Source organism: Streptomyces sp. NPDC007863, assembly GCF_040633895.1.
Lineage (GTDB): Bacteria > Actinomycetota > Actinomycetes > Streptomycetales > Streptomycetaceae > Streptomyces.
Genome location: NZ_JBEYEI010000005.1, coordinates 324,514 through 341,240, shown reverse-complemented (window position 1 = coordinate 341,240; position 16,727 = coordinate 324,514). Strand labels below are relative to the sequence as shown.

11 protein-coding genes and 1 pseudogene are annotated in these 16,727 nt (G+C 72.4%); 5 read left to right on the top strand and 7 right to left on the bottom strand.

The annotated features are described in order from the left end of the window. Positions 1 to 20: 20 nt before the first annotated feature. Positions 21 to 770: a hypothetical protein gene (locus ABZ621_RS10755; protein WP_360602852.1), complete on the bottom strand. Its 750-nt coding sequence runs from the start codon at positions 768 to 770 to the stop codon at positions 21 to 23. A gap of 3 nt (positions 771 to 773) precedes the next feature. Then, a complete protein-coding gene (locus ABZ621_RS10750; RefSeq protein WP_360602850.1) occupies positions 774 to 2,213 on the bottom strand; it encodes a hypothetical protein in 1,440 nt (479 codons plus the stop codon). A 196-nt stretch (positions 2,214 to 2,409) separates the two neighbouring features. On the opposite strand from ABZ621_RS10750, the gene ABZ621_RS10745 reads away from it, so the two are divergent. After that, entirely contained in the window at positions 2,410 to 4,221 is a 1,812-nt protein-coding gene (locus ABZ621_RS10745; RefSeq protein ID WP_360602848.1) for an NHL domain-containing thioredoxin family protein, read from the top strand. 4 nt (positions 4,222 to 4,225) lie between these two features. Here ABZ621_RS10745 and ABZ621_RS10740 read toward each other — a convergent pair whose 3' ends face one another. Next, positions 4,226 to 5,533, bottom strand: coding sequence for a M18 family aminopeptidase (locus ABZ621_RS10740; RefSeq protein WP_360602846.1), 1,308 nt, complete (start codon positions 5,531 to 5,533; stop codon positions 4,226 to 4,228). A gap of 312 nt (positions 5,534 to 5,845) precedes the next feature. After that, a complete protein-coding gene (locus tag ABZ621_RS10735; protein WP_360602844.1) occupies positions 5,846 to 7,675 on the bottom strand; it encodes an acyl-CoA dehydrogenase in 1,830 nt (609 codons plus the stop codon). Between the two features lie 156 nt (positions 7,676 to 7,831). On the opposite strand from ABZ621_RS10735, the gene ABZ621_RS10730 reads away from it, so the two are divergent. The 3 genes from ABZ621_RS10730 to ABZ621_RS10720 all read left to right on the top strand — a co-directional run bounded on the left by ABZ621_RS10730 (position 7,832) and on the right by ABZ621_RS10720 (position 10,627). Continuing rightward, positions 7,832 to 8,332 carry an SseB family protein gene (locus ABZ621_RS10730; protein ID WP_360602842.1) on the top strand — a complete coding sequence of 167 codons (501 nt, stop codon included), beginning with the start codon at positions 7,832 to 7,834 and terminating at the stop codon, positions 8,330 to 8,332. A 178-nt stretch (positions 8,333 to 8,510) separates the two neighbouring features. After that, positions 8,511 to 9,473 (top strand): pirin family protein, encoded by a 963-nt coding sequence (locus ABZ621_RS10725; protein ID WP_360602840.1) that lies wholly within the window; start codon positions 8,511 to 8,513, stop codon positions 9,471 to 9,473. An 86-nt stretch (positions 9,474 to 9,559) separates the two neighbouring features. Then, positions 9,560 to 10,627 (top strand): AI-2E family transporter, encoded by a 1,068-nt coding sequence (locus tag ABZ621_RS10720; protein WP_360602838.1) that lies wholly within the window; start codon positions 9,560 to 9,562, stop codon positions 10,625 to 10,627. A gap of 37 nt (positions 10,628 to 10,664) precedes the next feature. On the opposite strand, the gene ABZ621_RS10715 is transcribed toward ABZ621_RS10720, so the two are convergent. After that, positions 10,665 to 11,477, bottom strand: coding sequence for an MBL fold metallo-hydrolase (locus ABZ621_RS10715; protein WP_360602836.1), 813 nt, complete (start codon positions 11,475 to 11,477; stop codon positions 10,665 to 10,667). A gap of 89 nt (positions 11,478 to 11,566) precedes the next feature. After that, positions 11,567 to 13,720: a SpoIIE family protein phosphatase gene (locus ABZ621_RS10710; RefSeq protein ID WP_360602834.1), complete on the bottom strand. Its 2,154-nt coding sequence runs from the start codon at positions 13,718 to 13,720 to the stop codon at positions 11,567 to 11,569. Positions 13,721 to 13,867: 147 nt separating this feature from the next. On the opposite strand from ABZ621_RS10710, the gene aspS reads away from it, so the two are divergent. Then, positions 13,868 to 15,685 carry an aspartate--tRNA ligase gene (gene aspS, locus ABZ621_RS10705; protein ID WP_360602832.1) on the top strand — a complete coding sequence of 606 codons (1,818 nt, stop codon included), beginning with the start codon at positions 13,868 to 13,870 and terminating at the stop codon, positions 15,683 to 15,685. A gap of 420 nt (positions 15,686 to 16,105) precedes the next feature. Here the strand turns inward: aspS and ABZ621_RS10700 are convergent. Then, positions 16,106 to 16,573, bottom strand: a pseudogene (locus tag ABZ621_RS10700) (GNAT family N-acetyltransferase); the annotation flags it as partial. Between the last annotated feature and the right edge of the window lie 154 nt (positions 16,574 to 16,727).

Genomic DNA, 16,727 nt, shown 5'->3' with positions numbered 1-16,727 from the left:
TTTCACGTGAAACAGCGGGATCACCCGAAGTAGCGGACGAAGGCCTCCGGGCTCGTACCGAGCATCGTGCCGAAGGGCTCGTCGAGCTGATGGACCAGCAGCGCCGTGAAGGCGATGAAACCGGCGAGGCCCATCACCATCACCACATGGGTGCGGGTGTGACGGATGCCGAAGATGAACATGAAGGCGAGGGTCAGGACACCGCCGATGATCAGCCCGGACCACAGCACCGGTGACAGCCGCTCCTGCGCGGCCGCCTCCCGGCTGCGCCGGGCGTCGTCCACGTTGCCGAGCTGGGCGAGGACCTCCTGCGCGGCGATCTGCTGCGAGACGGTGGCGGTGTCGCCGACCTCGCCGGCCCGCCGGAGCTGTTCGAGCAGCCGCCAGCCGGAGGGGTCGAGCGGCTGCCGGGCGGTCATCATCGGCCACTCGACGTCCACGACGTGGTCGGCGTACGTCCGCGCCGCCGCCCGCAGCGGCTCGCGCCGGTCGCCGGGGAGGGCGTCGGCGAGCAGATACGTCTGGTGCAGGGCGCTCGCCTCGGCCTGGACGTGATCGGAGGCGGAGCTGCGGGTGTCCCAGACGGAGACCAGACAGAGGCCGAGCACGATGGCGTAGAGCACCGAGACCATCATGGCGATGTACTCGGCGACGTCCTCGCGCGGTTCCTCGCTCTCGGGGAAGGGGAAGAGCCGCGTCTTGACGACGACGGCGAGCGCGCCGAGCAGGGCCACCCCGAGCACGACGACGAGCGTTTCGAGCACGACCACGGGTCAGGTCCTCCGGTTCCCGAGGAGCGCGGCGGCGAGCGCCGCCGGCACCAGGATCAGCAGCAGCATCGCGACCACCCCCATCTCGTCCGCCTCCCGCTTTCGCCGCCGCAACCGCCCGAGAAACCCCTCGCCGTCGAGCGTCGCGGCCTTCCGGGCGGCATCGGGCGGGGTCCGCCCACCGGCCGAGGCCTCGCCGGTACCGCCGGTACCGCCCGTACCTCCTGTTCCGCCGGTGAGAGCGGAGCCGACGGCATCGGACGCGGCAGCAGCGTCGGGCGCGGCGGGTGCGGGCGGCACCGGCGGTGCGGGCTCCACCAGCCCCTCACCGGCATCGGCTCCGGCATCGGCATCGGCACCGGCCCCTTCCCCGGCCACCGCGGCCCCGGGGCCGGCGGCCTCCGCCCCGGGCGGGCCGAGGGGCAGGACGCCCGTCAGCGGAGGCACGGGCGCGGCGGCCACACCACCGGGCGCGGCGGCCGCACCTGCCGCACCGCGCGCGCCGGGCGCGCCGGGAGCTCCCGGCGCACCGGCGGCAGCCGGCCCCCCGCGCCCCTCCGCAGGCGCCTCCCGTACGGGTACGGCTGCGGGCTCGGGCGCCGGCTCCGGCTCCGGCTCCGGCACGGTGAACGAGGCGCCGGAGCGGGCGGTGAGCAGGGGCGCGGCGCGCCGGCGCCCGTCGGGGGCGTAGGTGGTGACCCGGTCGGTCCCGGTGGCGAGCCCGGTACTGCGGTGGACGCCCGGCGGGCGCCGTAAGGTCGCCGTGCAGCGGACGGAGGCGCCGGGGGCGAGCCGGAGCGGGCCCGCGCCGCAGTCGACGCCGCTCCGGGCGAGCCCGAGCCCGGGATCGGTGACGCGCACGTCGTACAGGGGCCGGTTGCCGCGGTTGGCGACGGTGTACGTGACGGTGGCCGCGCCCTTCGTCGCGGGCGCGGCGACGCGCACCCGCTCGTCGAGGTCGAGGGATCCGAGGACGCCGCTGTACCCGCTGCGGGCGGTCGCGGCGACGGCGAGCCCGAGCGAGGGGATCCGGCCCTCGGCGCGGACGGTGCCGGTGCGGGTCCCGGGAAGGGCGCGGAAACGGGCGGCGCACTCCATGGAGGTGAGCCCGACGAGGGTGCGGCGCGGGCAGCGCACGGCGACGCCCGCGGGGAGTCCGGGGTCGCGCACCCGCACCTCGTACAGGTCGGCCCCGCCCCGGTTGACGAGCCGGTACCGCTTCACCACGGTGGCGCCCGCCCGTACGGCGGTCGGCCGCTGCCCGCCGTCGTCGCGTTCGTTGACGGCGACGGTCACGCGCAGCGCCTTGTCCCCGGCCCCGCCGGCCCGGGCGGGGCCGACGCCGGCGAGCACGAGGCACGGCAGCACGAGCACCCCGGCGAGGGCCCCGGCCCCGAGCCGGACCGCCCGCCCGAGCCGAACCGCCCGCCCGTCCCGTGCCACCCGCTCCCGCCTCACCCGGAAGCGGGAGTAGTCCGATGATCCGCCCGCACACGTCATGGGCCCATGCCACCCCCCACCCCACCCCGCACGCGCGCCGGGACACGCGGGCATGCCCCCACCCGGCCCCACCGATCCACCCGTACGCCCGTGGCAGGCCCTTCACGGCCCGTTCACGGGCGGATGGCAAGCTTGAAGGATGAACGATGCTGCCCCGGCGCCCACCCCCGCGCCCGCCCCCCGTTCCCGCGCCCGTGTCCGTGCCCCCGAGCTGATCGGCAAGGGCGGCTGGCTCAACACCGGCGGCGACGAGCTGACCCTCGCCGGCCTGCGCGGCAAGATCGTCGTGCTGGACTTCTGGACCTTCTGCTGCATCAACTGCCTGCACGTCCTCGACGAGCTGCGGGAGCTGGAGGAGAAGCACCGGGACACGCTCGTCATCGTGGGCGTGCACTCGCCGAAGTTCGTGCACGAGGCCGAGCACCAGGCGGTCGTCGACGCCGTGGAGCGGTACGAGGTGCACCACCCGGTGCTCGACGACCCGGAGCTGGCGACCTGGAAGCAGTACGCCGTGCGCGCGTGGCCGACGCTCGTCGTGATCGACCCCGAGGGGTACGTCGTCGCCCAGCACGCGGGTGAGGGGCACGCCAACGCGCTCCGGACGCTGGTCGAGGAGCTGGAGGCGGAGCACGAGGCGAAGGGGACGCTGCGGCGCGGCGACGGGCCGTACGTGCCGCCGGAGCCCGTCGCGACCGATCTGCGCTTCCCGGGCAAGGCCGTCGTCCTCCCGGAGGGGAACTTCCTCGTCTCCGACACCACCCGGCACCAGCTGGTCGAGCTGGCCGCCGACGGGGAGACCGTCGTGCGCCGGATCGGCGGCGAGGGCGTCTTCCGCGAGCCGCAGGGTCTGGCGCTGCTGCCGGACGGGACGGTCGTCGTCGCGGACACCGTGCACCACGCGCTGCAGCGCTTCGACCCGGCGACGGGCGAGGTGGAGCGGATCGCCGGCACCGGCCGGCAGTGGTGGCAGGGGTCGCCGACCTCCGGGCCCGCGCTCGACGTGGACCTGTCCTCGCCGTGGGACGTCGCCTGGTGGCAGGGCAAGGTGTGGATCGCCATGGCCGGCGTGCACCAGATCTGGACGTACGACCCCGGGACGAGGACCGTCGAGGTCGCGGCCGGGACGACGAACGAGGGCCTCGTCGACGGCCCCGGCGCCGAGGCCTGGTTCGCGCAGCCGTCCGGGCTCGCCGCCACCGAGGACCGCCTCTGGATCGCCGACTCGGAGACCAGCGCCCTGCGGTACGTCGACACCGACGGCACCGTGCACACCGCCGTCGGCACCGGCCTCTTCGACTTCGGGCACCGGGACGGCGCCGCCGGCCAGGCGCTGCTCCAGCACCCGCTCGGCGTGACCGCCCTGCCCGACGGCTCGGTCGCGGTCTCCGACACGTACAACCACGCCCTGCGCCGCTACGACCCCGCCACCGGCGAGGTCACCACGCTCGCGACCGATCTGCGCGAGCCCAGCGACGCGGTCCTCGTCGGCGACGACATCGTCGTCGTCGAGTCGGCGCGCCACCGGCTCACCCGGCTGCGGCTCCCGGAGGAGGCCGTGCGGGTGGAGGCGGTCGCCCACCGCACGAAGCGCGAGGCCACCGACGTGGCGCCCGGCGCCTTCCGGCTCGACGTCGTCTTCCAGGCGCCGACGGGCCAGAAGCTGGACGAGCGGTACGGCCCCTCGACCCGCCTGCTGGTCTCCTCGACCCCGCCGGAGCTGCTGCTCTCCGGCGAGGGCACGGGCACGGACCTCTTCCGCGACCTGGTGCTGAACCCGGACCTCGCCGAGGGCGTCCTGCACGTCTCGGCGATGGCCGCGTCCTGCGACGACGACCCGGCCAACGAGTACCCGGCCTGCCACGTCCACCAGCAGGACTGGGGCGTCCCGGTGCGGATCACGGGAGACGGCGCGAGCCGCCTCCCGCTGATCCTCGCGGGCATGGACGCCTGAGGGGTCAGCCCTCCAGGAAGGCGACCAGGGCGTTGGCGAGGAGGTAGGGGTCCTCGGCGCCGCAGAGCTCGCGGGCGCTGTGCATGGAGAGGATCGCCACGCCGATGTCGACGGTGGTGATGCCGTGGCGGGCGGCCGTGATGGGGCCGATCGTGGTCCCGCAGGGCATGTCGTTGTTGGACACGAACGACTGCCACGGCACGCCCGCCTTCTCGCACGCGGCGGCGAAGAGGGCGCGGCCGGTGCCGTCGGTGGCGTACCGCTGGTTGACGTTGACCTTGAGGATCGGGCCGCCGTTGACGCGCGGGTGGTGCGTCGGGTCGTGCCGCTCCGCGTAGTTGGGGTGGACGGCGTGGCCGGTGTCGGAGGAGAGGCAGACCGTGCCGGCGAAGGCGCGGGCCCGGTCCTCGTAGCCGCCGCCGCGGGCGTAGACGGAGCGCTCCAGGACGGTGCCGAGGAGGGGGCCCTGGGCGCCGGTGTCGGCCTCGGAGCCGTTCTCCTCGTGGTCGAAGGCGGCGAGGACCGGGACGTACGGGAGGTCCTCGCGCCCGGCGACCTCGACGAGCGCGGCGACGGCGGCGTGCACGGACAGCAGGTTGTCCATGCGCGGCCCGGCGACGAGTTCGCGGTCCCGGCCGAGGTAGGCGGGGGCGTCGACGGCGTGGACCATGAGGTCCCAGCCGGCCACGTCCTCGGCGTCCACGCCGGCCTCGCCCGCGACGAACGCGACGAGGTCGCCCTCGCGGACCTCGCCGGTGCCCCACACGGGCTGCATGTGGCGCTGCCGGTCGAGCTTCAGGCCGTCGTTGGCGGAGCGGTCGAGGTGGATGGCGAGCTGCGGGACGCGCAGCAGCGGCCGGTCGACGTTGACGAGGCGGTGGCTGCCGTCGCGGAGGGTGAGGCGGCCGGCGAGGCCGAGGTCGCGGTCGAGCCAGGTGTTGAGGAGGGTGCCGCCGTAGACCTCCACGGCGACCTGCCGCCAGCCCTGGGCGCCCATGTCGGGCTGGGGCTTGACGCGCAGGTTGGGGGAGTCGGTGTGCGCGCCGACGATCCGGTACGGGGTGTGCGGGGCGGCGCCCTCGGGCACGTACCAGGCGATGATCGCGCCGCCGCGCGTGACGAACTTCCCGCCGCTCGTCCCGTCCCACGCCGCGGTCTCCTCGACCCGGCGGAAGCCCGCCTTCTCCAGCCGGTCCGCGGCGTTGGCCACCGCGTGGTACGGCGACGGCGAGGCCGCGAGGAAGGACATCAGGTCATCGGTGTGTCCGGGCCCGAAGGGTGCGGACGCCGGTCGGGAAGCTGCGCTGCTCATGCGCCCACCTTACGGGGACCCCTCTCCACGCCCGGGGCCCGGTGGTGAGCCCACGAAGCCCGGCCCACCGGCACCTTGAGCCCGCGGAGCCCGTACCTCCACCTCCCGGAACCCGGCGAGTGAGCCGAAGGGGCGCGCCGGGGGAACGACGCCGGCCGCGCGCAGGCCCGTGAGGAACGATCGGGCCGAGCACGGCCGGCGTCGTGAGCCCGGCTGCAGCGCCCCGGAGGCGAACCGAGCCCCAAAAAAGGGGGGAACGGCCCGCCCCCCTCCCCGGGGACGGGCCGTTCCGAGTAGGACGGGGCGTTGTTCTTAGAACGCGGCCTCGTCCAGGTCCATGAGGCCGCCGTCGACGCCGTCGGCGAGGAGGCGCTCGGTGGAGACGCCCGGCAGGACGTTCGCGGCGAAGAACTTCGCGGCGGCGATCTTGCCCTGGTAGAAGGTGACGTCCTTGCCCGTGGCGCCGGCGGCGAGCTTCTCGGCGGCGACGGCCGCGCCCTTGAGGAGCAGGTAGCCGACGACGACGTCGCCGGAGACCATGAGCAGGCGGGTGGTGTTGAGGCCGACCTTGTAGATGTTCTTGACGTCCTCGCCGGTGGCGGTGAGGTCGGTGATCATCCTGCCGACGATCGCCTCCAGGTCGACGGCCGCCTTGGCGAGCGCGTCGCGGGCGCCGGCCAGCTCGTCGCCGCCGGTGCCGACCGCGAGGAACTTCTTGATCTCCTCGGAGAGGGCGTTCAGCGCGGCGCCCTGGTCGCGGACGATCTTCCGGAAGAAGAAGTCCTGGCCCTGGATGGCGGTGGTGCCCTCGTAGAGGGTGTCGATCTTGGCGTCCCGGATGTACTGCTCGATCGGGTACTCCTGCAGGAAGCCGGAGCCGCCGAAGGTCTGGAGCGACTGCGCGAGCTGCTCGTAGCCCTTCTCGGAGCCGTAGCCCTTGACGATCGGCAGGAGCAGGTCGTTCAGGCCGATGAGGGCCTTCGCGTCCTCGCCCGCGGCCTCCTTGAGCTGGATCTCGTCCTGCACGGTGGCCGTGTAGAGGACGAGGGAGCGCATGCCCTCGGCGTACGCCTTCTGCGTCATCAGCGAGCGGCGGACGTCAGGGTGGTGCGTGATGGTGACCTTGGGCGCGGCCTTGTCCATGAAGTTGGCCAGGTCGGTGCCCTGGACGCGCTCCTTGGCGTACTCCAGGGCGTTGAGGTAGCCCGTGGAGAGGGTGGAGATCGCCTTCGTGCCGACCATCATGCGGGCGAACTCGATGATGAGGAACATCTGGCGGATGCCGTCGTGCTTGTCGCCGATGAGCCAGCCCTTGGCGGGGTGCTTGTCGCCGAAGGTCATCTCGCACGTGTTGGAGGCCTTGAGGCCCATCTTGTGCTCGACGTTGGTCGCGTAGGCGCCGTTGCGGGCGCCGAGCTCGCCGGTCTCCCAGTCGAACTCGTACTTCGGGACGAGGAAGAGGCTCAGGCCCTTGGTGCCGGGGCCGGCGCCCTCGGGGCGGGCGAGGACGTAGTGGAGGATGTTCTCCTCCATGTCGTGCTCACCGCTGGTGATGAAGCGCTTGACGCCCTCGATGTGCCAGGAGCCGTCCTCCTGCTGGACGGCCTTGGTGCGGCCGGCGCCGACGTCGGAGCCCGCGTCGGGCTCGGTGAGGACCATCGTGGAGCCCCAGCGGCGCTCGACGGCGATCTGGGCGACCTTCTTCTGCGCCTCGTTGCCCTCGTTGTAGAGGATGCCGGCGAAGGCCGGGCCGGAGGAGTACATCCAGATGGCCGGGTTGGAGCCGAGCAGCAGCTCCGCGTAGGCCCAGATCAGGGAGCGCGGGGAGACGGTGCCGCCGATCTCCTCGGGGATGCCGAGGCGCCAGTACTCGGACTCCATGAAGGCGTTGTACGAGGCCTTGAAGGTGGCCGGGACCGGGGCGGTGTTGGTCTCCGGGTCGAAGACCGGCGGGTTGCGGTCGGCGTCGGCGAAGGACTCGGCCAGCTCGTTCTCGGCGAGGCGGCGGATCTCGTCGAGGATGCTCTTGGCGGTGTCGACGTCCATCTCCTCGAACGGACCGGTGCCGTACACCTTGTCGCGGCCGAGCACCTCGAAGAGGTTGAACTCGATGTCGCGGAGATTCGACTTGTAGTGCCCCATGGCGACGGCTCCGTAAAGATCGGGGAGGGATTCCTCGTACCGAGGGCCACCCGCTTCCTACTCACGGGTAGCGCACTCTTCTCTACGATGATGCTACCCACCGGTAATAAGAGCAACCCCCAGCGGCCGATCTGTGACGCAGTAGGCTCAGGGCCCATGTACGGCTACGAGCAGAATCCGGGTGCGCAGCAGCAGTACGGGATGCCCGGGGGCATGCAGGGCGGGATGCCGAACGGCATGCAGGGCGGCGTTCCCGGCGGGTACGGCCAGCAGCAGGCCCCGCTCTATCCCGAGCCCTCGCCGCCCTCCCTCGCCGACGCCGTACGCGCCTTCACCACCGGCACCATGTCCGCCGAGGACTTCCAGCAGATCTTCGCGAGCTCGAAGGTCTACTGCCCGCGCGGCGACAACCCCGGCTTCCTCGCCCTGCACAACACCCAGCAGCCGGTGATCCCGATGTTCACCACGCTGAAGGAGCTGCGGCGGTACGCGGGCAAGGAGTCGAAGTACTTCGTGATCACCGGCGCCGAGGTGATCGACCTCCTCCCGACCGGCTACGGCTTCGTGCTCGACATGGAGGGCGACCACCGGATGGTCTTCGACGCGAAGGCCGTGGAGCAGATGGTCGACTTCGCGATGCGGCGGATGTACGGCTGACCCAGTCTGGACGTATGACGTATGCGGGAACGCCCGGGAGGAATTCCTCCCGGGCGTTCCGCGTTCCGGGTGGCAGGAAGTTCAGCATTCAACTAAAGTGAGGGTACGAGGACAGGCCGCGAAGGCCGTCGGGCCACCCGCCCACCGTGCCCTCAGGCCGTACGAAGGAGGTCCCGCCATGCCCGCCGTGACTGTCGAGAACCCGCTCACCCTGCCGCGCGTCGTCGCCCCGGCCGACGCCGCCCCGCGCCCCGTGCTCGCCGTCACCACGGCCCCGCAGGGCTTCGAGGGCGAGGGCTTCCCGGTCCGCAGGGCCTTCGCGGGGATCAACTACCAGTACCTCGACCCGTTCATCATGATGGACCAGATGGGCGAGGTGGAGTACGCGCCGGGCGAGCCCAAGGGCACCCCCTGGCACCCCCACCGCGGCTTCGAGACCGTCACCTACATCGTCGACGGCACCTTCGACCACCAGGACTCCAACGGCGGCGGCGGCACCATCACCAACGGCGACACCCAGTGGATGACCGCCGGCTCCGGCCTCCTCCACATCGAGGCCCCGCCGGAGTCCCTGGTCGTCTCCGGCGGCCTCTTCCACGGCCTCCAGCTGTGGGTGAACCTGCCCGCGAGCGACAAGATGATGACCCCCCGCTACCAGGACATCCGCGGCGGCCAGGTCCAGCTCCTCACCTCCCCCGACGGCGGCGCGCTGCTCCGCGTCATCGCCGGCGAGCTCGACGGCCACCAGGGCCCCGGCATCACCCACACCCCGATCACGATGATCCACGCCACCCTGCGCCCCGGCGCCGAGATCACCCTGCCCTGGCGCGAGGACTTCAACGGCCTCGCGTACGTCATGGCCGGCCGCGGCACCGTCGGCGCCGAGCACCGCCCGATCCACCTCGGCCAGACCGCCGTCTTCGGGCAGGGAGGCTCGCTGACCGTCCGCGCCGACGAGAAGCAGGACTCGCACACCCCGGACCTGGAGGTCGTCCTCCTCGGCGGCCGGCCCATCCGCGAGCCCATGGCCCACTACGGCCCCTTCGTGATGAACACCCAGGCCGAACTCCGCCAGGCCTTCGAGGACTTCCAGGCGGGCCGGCTCGGCACCATCCCGGCCGTCCACGGCATGGGCGAGTAGGAAGAGCGCCACGCGCATGACGGGTCGTCGCCCGGACGGCCCGTCATGTCCGCGTTTCACGTGTGATCGTGTGATCTTATGGACGGGTGCAGACCAGCCCAGCGCCCCTTCTCCCCGAGCCCGCCCGCAAGCTCGCCGCCTGGTGCGCCGTGGCGCTGCTCGTCGCCGGGGTCGCCGCCGTCTTCATCTGGCTCTGCGTGGTCTTCAAAGCCGCCGTGACCCCGGTGCTGCTCGCCATCCTCGGGACGGCGCTGCTCGGACCGCTCTACCGGCGGCTGCTGCGCATGAAGGTGAACAAGTCCCTCGCCGCCGCGATCACCGTCCTCGCCGTCCTCGTCGTCGTCGGCGGAGCCACGTACATCGTCGTCGCCGCGCTGATCGAGACCGGGGACCAGATCCTCGCCTCGCTGCGGCAGGCCGCCCTCGACATCGCCGAGCACTTCGGGGCCGCCGGGACCTCGCTCGCGGACCTCGCCGAGAACGCCAAGGACCTCCTGGAGAAGTTCGGCGGGACCGCCGCCTCCGGGGTGATCTCCGGGCTCAGCGTCGTCGGGCAGATGCTCGCCACCGCCGTCCTCGCCCTCCTCCTGATCTTCTTCTTCCTCCGCGACTCCGACCGGGCCGCCGGCTCCCTGCGCTCCCTCGTCCCCGCCGCCACCGGCGACACCGCCGAGGCGATGGCCCGCCGCGCCTTCGAGGCCGTCGAGGGCTTCATGCGCGGCACCACCCTCGTCGCGCTCGTCGACGCCGTCCTCATCGGCATCGGCCTGCTCGTCCTCGACGTGCCCGGCGCCGTCGGACTCGCCGCGCTCGTCTTCGTCACCGCCTACATCCCGTACCTCGGCGCCTTCCTCTCCGGCGCGGTCGCCGTCCTCGTCGCCCTCGCCGACCGCGGCTTCGTCATCGCCCTGTGGGTCCTCGGCGTGGTCCTCGCCGTCCAGGTCATCGAGGGCAACGTCCTCCAGCCGATGGTGCAGAGCCGCACCGTCCAGATGCACCCGGCCGCCGTCATGCTCGCGATCACCGCCGGCGCCTCCGTCGCCGGCGTCCTCGGCATGCTCCTCGCCGTCCCCCTGACGGCCGCCGCCACCGGCATCCTCGGCGAACTCCGCGTCCGCTACGGCACCCCGCGCCCGGACCCCGGCACCGCGTGACCCCCTAGGCGACGCCCACGAGCACGATCACCAGGGCTCAGACGGCCGCCGCGCCCGGCTCGAAGGACTTCAGCATCGCCTCAAGGGCCGCCTGGTCGGGGCCGACGAAGGGGTCGGAGTCCGGCGCGGCCGCCAGGGTCTCCAGCATCCGGTCCGTCATCCGCACGGCGGGCGGCAGATGCGTGCACAGCACGATCTCCGGGTTCACCTCCCGCAGCGGCGCCAGGGTCGCCCGGTACTTCTCCGGGTCCACCAGGTGCACCCACGGGCTGTCGAGCGTCGCCCACAGCAGCTGCGCGGCCCGCAGCTCCTCCGGCTTCAGGTCGCTCGCGTGCCCGCTCTCGGCGAGCTCCGCCGTCGGCATCGGTCCGCCGAAGCAGTCCGAGCTGAAGGCGATCCGGGTGCGGTCGTCGTAGAAGCCGACGGTCGCCGGACTGTCGAAGAGCGGCGGCCGGAAGGCGTGCAGGGCGCGGTCGCCGACGTCCAGGGACTGCCCCGGGTTGAGGAAGTACACCCGGTCCATCGGCAGCGGCCGCTCGGTCGTCATGATGCCGAAGCCGAGGAAGGTGGTCACCACGCGCGCGTGCGGGGCGGCCTCCAGCAGGTCGAAGATGCCGCCGGTGTGGTCGCGGTCCGGGTGGGAGAGCCAGATCCAGCGCACGTCGGCGGGGTCGATCACCCCCGTGAGCGCGGCGAGGAAGTCCCGGTCTTCGAGCGAGAGCCCGGTGTCGACGACGACGGGTTCGGCGGCGGTCAGTACGTAGGCGTTGACGGGGATGTGTCCGATCCCCGGCACTTCCAGGCTGTCGGCCAGGACGGTGGTGTCACTGCCGACCTTGTGGGTGTCCATGGCGTACTCCGTGGTCCCCCCGGCGGCCGTACGACACCAGTCTCCGCCGTACGGGGGAACCCCGCGCGCCGGAGGGGGACGCCCGGGTCCTACGCGCAGCAGCCCTCCGACCCCGTCGGCTCCGTCAGCTCGAACCAGATCGTCTTGCCCTCGCCGCGCGGTGCGACGCCCCACGCGTCGGCCAGCATCTCCATCAGGACCAGGCCGCGGCCGCTGGACGCCATCTCGCCCGGGTGCCGTTTGTGCGGCAGTTCGTCGCTGGCGTCGGAGACCTCGACCCGCAGCCGGCGGCCCTTGTCGCCGCAGGCGACCTCCGCGGTGAGGAGCGCGTCGCCGTCCGTGTGGACGAGGACGTTCGTGACCATCTCCGAGACCATCAGGACGGCCGAGTCCAGCTGGTCCTCGTCCGTCCAGTCGTGCAGCAGCTGCCGCACCTGCTCGCGCGCCTCCGCGATGCGCTCCGGCTCGGCCTGGGCGATCGTCATCAGCGTGCGGCGCGGGGTCTCCCGTACCGCCGTCGCCGGCCGGCGGGAGAGCAGCAGGACGGCGATGTCGTCCTCGCGCCGGTCCGCGAGCGGGCCGGTGGTGTGGTGGGAGCCGGGCCCGTGGACGGCCTCCACGAGGGTGTCGGCCAGCTCCTCCAGGTCGTCGCCCCGGTGCGCCTCAAGGAGGCGCTTGACCCGCTCCCAGCCGCTGTCGAGGTCGTGCCCGCCGGTCTCCAGGAGGCCGTCGGTGCAGATCATCAGGGTCTCGCCGGGGTCGAGGGTGAGCCGGGTCGTGGGGTAGTCGGTGTCGGCGTCGATGCCGAGCGGGAGCCCGCCGGCCGTCGGCCTCAGCAGAACCGTTCCGTCGACCATGCGGACCGCCGGGTCCGGGTGGCCCGCCCGGGCGATGTCCACCGTCCCCGTCTCCAGGTCGACCTCCAGGTACAGGCAGGTCGCGAAGCGCGGCCCGCCGCCCGGAGCCCCGGTCCCGGGCCTGCCGTCGCCGTCGTACCCGTCGTACCCGTCGTTCACCCCGTACAGGAACCGCGAGGCCCGCGACAGCACCGCGTCCGGCCGGTGGCCCTCGGAGGCGTACGCCCGCAGCGCGATCCGCAGCTGCCCCATCAGCGCCGCCGCCCGCACGTCGTGCCCCTGGACGTCCCCGATGACGAGCGCGATCCGGCCCGCGCCGCCGCCCGTGCCGCCCGCCGTGCCGCCGGGCAGCCGGATCATGTCGTACCAGTCGCCGCCGACCTGGAGACCGCCGCCGGTGGGCACGTACCGCGCCGCCACCTGGATCCCCGGGATCCCCGGCCCGAGCACCGGCATCATCGTCCGCTGGAGACCGAGCGACAGCTCGCGCTCCGACTCCGCCACCCCGGCCCTGGCCAACGCCTGCGCCAGCATCCGCGCCACCGTGGTCAGCACCGACCGCTCGTCCGGCGTGAACGTCACCGGGTGCTTGAAGGCCGCCATCCAGGCGCCCATGGTCCGCCCCGCCACCACCAGCGGCACGAACGCCCACGACTGCCGCTCGAAGGGCTCCGCCAGCGGCCACGTCGTCGGGAAGCGGCGCCGGTACTCCTCCGGGGACGGCAGGTACAGCGCCCGCCCGGTCCGCACCACCTCCGCCGCCGGATAGTCCGTGTCCAGCGACATCGACGTGAAGGGGCCCTCGTCGCCGTCCTGCTGTCCGTGGTGCCCGATCACCGTCAGCCGCTCGCCCGACATCCCGAAGACCGCGAGCCCGTCCGGCGAGAAACCCGGCATCGACAGCGAGGCCGCCACCCGCAGCACCTCGGCCGTGGACCGCGCCTCCGCCAGCGCCCGCCCCGCGTCAAGCAGGAACGCCTCCCGCGACCGCCGCCAGTCCCCGGTGATCGGCGTGTGCGGCCCGGCCGTCCCCGGCTGCGGCTCCGCCACCTCCTGGAGCGTCCCGACCAGCTGGTAGTCGCTCCCCTCGATCAGCGGCTTGGACCGGCTGCGCACGGTCCTGATCACCCGGCCCTGACCGTCCATGATCCGCAGCCGGGCCTCGGCGAGCGTCCCCTCGGCCACCGCGAGGCTGACGACCCCGTCGATCTCGTTCCAGTCCACCGGATGGAAACGCGAGCGCACCGCCGCCTCGCTGAGCCGCACCGGCTCGGCGGGCAGCCCGAGCAGCCGGGCGGCCTCGGCGTCGAGCGAGACGATCCCGGAAGCGTTGTCCCAGCGCCACAGGCCCGTGGCGATCGCGGCCAGGACGTCCTCGGTGCGCATTGCCCCACTTTATGAATACCGGACTGCGTGTCGCCACCGAGAGTATTCGAATCGCGATCTTGGGTGTCCCGGTAGGCTTGGGAAGGCCCTGGCACTGCCCGGGGCCGAGGTTTCTCTCCACCGATCCCGAAGACTGGATGAACGACGATGCATCGGTACAGGTCCCACACCTGCGGCGAGCTCCGCGCCTCTGACGTCGGCACCGACGTCCGGCTGAGCGGCTGGCTGCACAATCGGCGCGACCTGGGCGGCATCCTCTTCATCGATCTGCGCGACCACTACGGCATCACGCAGCTCGTCGCCCGCCCCGGCACCGACGCCTACGAGGCCCTCGACAAGCTGACGAAGGAGTCCGTCGTCCGCGTCGACGGCACGGTCGTCTCGCGCGGCGCGGAGAACGTCAACGCCGAGCTGCCCACCGGCGAGGTCGAGGTCGAGGTCGGCGCGGTCGAGGTCCTCGGCGCCGCCAAGCAGATCCCCTTCACCATCAACGCCGACGACGGCGTCAACGAGGAGCGGCGCCTGGAGTACCGCTTCCTCGACCTGCGCCGCGAGCGCATGCACCGCAACATCATGCTGCGCTCCGCCGTCATCGCCGCCATCCGCTCCAAGATGGTGGCCCTCGGCTTCAACGAGATGGCGACCCCGATCCTCACCGCGACCTCCCCCGAGGGCGCCCGTGACTTCGTCGTCCCGTCCCGCCTCAACCCGGGCAAGTTCTACGCGCTCCCGCAGGCCCCGCAGCAGTTCAAGCAGCTGTTCATGATCTCGGGCTTCGACCGCTACTTCCAGATCGCGCCCTGCTTCCGCGACGAGGACGCCCGCGCCGACCGCTCGCCCGGCGAGTTCTACCAGCTCGACGTCGAGATGAGCTTCGTCGAGCAGGAGGACGTCTTCCAGCCGATCGAGAAGCTCATGACCGAGCTCTTCGAGGAGTTCGGCGGCGGCCGCCACGTCACCTCCCCGTTCCCGCGGATCCCGTTCCGCGAGTCGATGCTGAAGTACGGCAACGACAAGCCCGACCTGCGCACCTCGCTCGAACTCGTCGACATCTCCGACGTGTTCGAGGCGTCGGAGTTCAAGGCGTTCGCCGGCAAGCACGTCCGCGCGCTCGCCGTCCCGGACACCGGCGACCAGCCCCGCAAGTTCTTCGACGGCCTCGGCGACTTCGCGGTCTCCCTCGGCGCGAAGGGTCTGGCCTGGGTCCGCGTCGGCGAGGGCAACGCCCTGACCGGCCCCATCGCCAAGTTCCTCACCGAGGAGAACGTCAAGGTCCTCACCGAGCGCCTCGGCCTCGTCCCCGGCCACGCGATCTTCTTCGGCGCCGGCGAGTTCGACGAGGTCTCCAAGATCATGGGCCCGGTCCGGGTCGAGGCCGCCAAGCGCGCCGGCCAGTTCGAGGAGAACGTCTTCCGCTTCGCGTGGATCGTCGACTTCCCGATGTACGAGAAGGACGAGGAGACCGGCAAGATCGACTTCTCGCACAACCCCTTCTCCATGCCCCAGGGCGGCCTTGAGGCCCTGGAGACGAAGGACCCGCTGGACATCCTCGGCTGGCAGTACGACATCGTCTGCAACGGCATCGAGCTCTCCTCCGGCGCCATCCGGAACCACGAGCCCGACATCATGTTCAAGGCCTTCGAGATCGCCGGCTACAGCCGCGAGACCGTCGAGTCCGAGTTCGCCGGCATGCTCCGCGCCTTCCAGTACGGCGCCCCGCCGCACGGCGGCATCGCCCCCGGCGTCGACCGCATCGTGATGCTCCTCGCCGACGAGCCCAACATCCGCGAGACCATCGCCTTCCCGCTCAACGGCAACGCCCAGGACCTCATGATGGGCGCCCCCACCGAGCTGGACGAGACCCGCCTGCGCGAGCTGAACATCCAGCTCCGCAAGCCGGTCGAGAAGAAGCTCGTCGACGACCGCCCGGTGACCGAGTCGGTCCACCCGGACGCGTCCCGCTAAGCAGTCCTCGAAGGGCCCGGAATCCGCTGCCCGCGGATCCCGGGCCCTTCGTCATAGCCGGGTGACGGTCAACCGCTCCTCGTGATCCAGTACGAGCAACAGCCGCGCCCCGGGGGCGAGGACCACGAGATCGTCCGCAGCCGGACGCCAGAGCTCCCCGATCGTCCCCCGAAGCTGCGCCCCGGTCAGGACGCTCCCGAAACCCTCGGCGGGCCGGACGACGAACAGCCGTTCCCGCTCGGCGAACCAGGAGCTCAACAGCTCCCCCAGCCCGTCCTCGTCCTTCCCGGACACGTCGAGGTCGAACCAGGCGTCCCGACGGACCGCCGCGAGCCCCTCCCAGTCACCCCCGACACATCGCAGCACCTCGCCGAGCACGTCGGAACCGGCCCCGTACCCGGCGGCCGGTCCGACGGACTCCCACCGCACCTCGCCGTCGTGCGTCTCCCCGGTCGGTACGAGCCCGGCGGCGCGGGCGACGGCGGCGGAGGCGGCGTGCTCGGGATGCACGTGCGCGACGACGGTACGAACCCCCTGCTCCCGCAGCCACCCGACGAGCGCACGGGCGGCCTCGGTGGCGTACCCCCGCCCCTGCCACGGGCTCCCCACGACCCAGGCGACCTCGGCACGGCCCCCGCTGACGGTCGCCTGCACGGTCCCGACGAGCCGCCCCTCCTCACGGGCGCGGATCACCCAGTTGCACCAGACGGTGCGGGGATCCGGCGAGCCGCCCTCCCACCGCGCGTACCGTGCCCGCAACTCCTCCAGGCTCTCGGGCTCGCCCCCGATGAACGCATGGAGGGCCGGGTCTCCCAGCACGTCGGCCATCTCCTCGGCATGCCCGACCTCCAACGGCACGAGCTCCAGCCGATCACCCACCGGGATCATCTGGGCGACGATGTTCCCTGTGGCCCAGCGGTCTTCCTCGTTCTGCGCAGGCATCCAGTCTCCGTTGTTTGCTTGGGATCCTGTTTCACTCTCATGTGGCGACTACGCATGGATCAGCTGCTCTTCGCAGTCCAACACGAGACCAGCCGGTCGC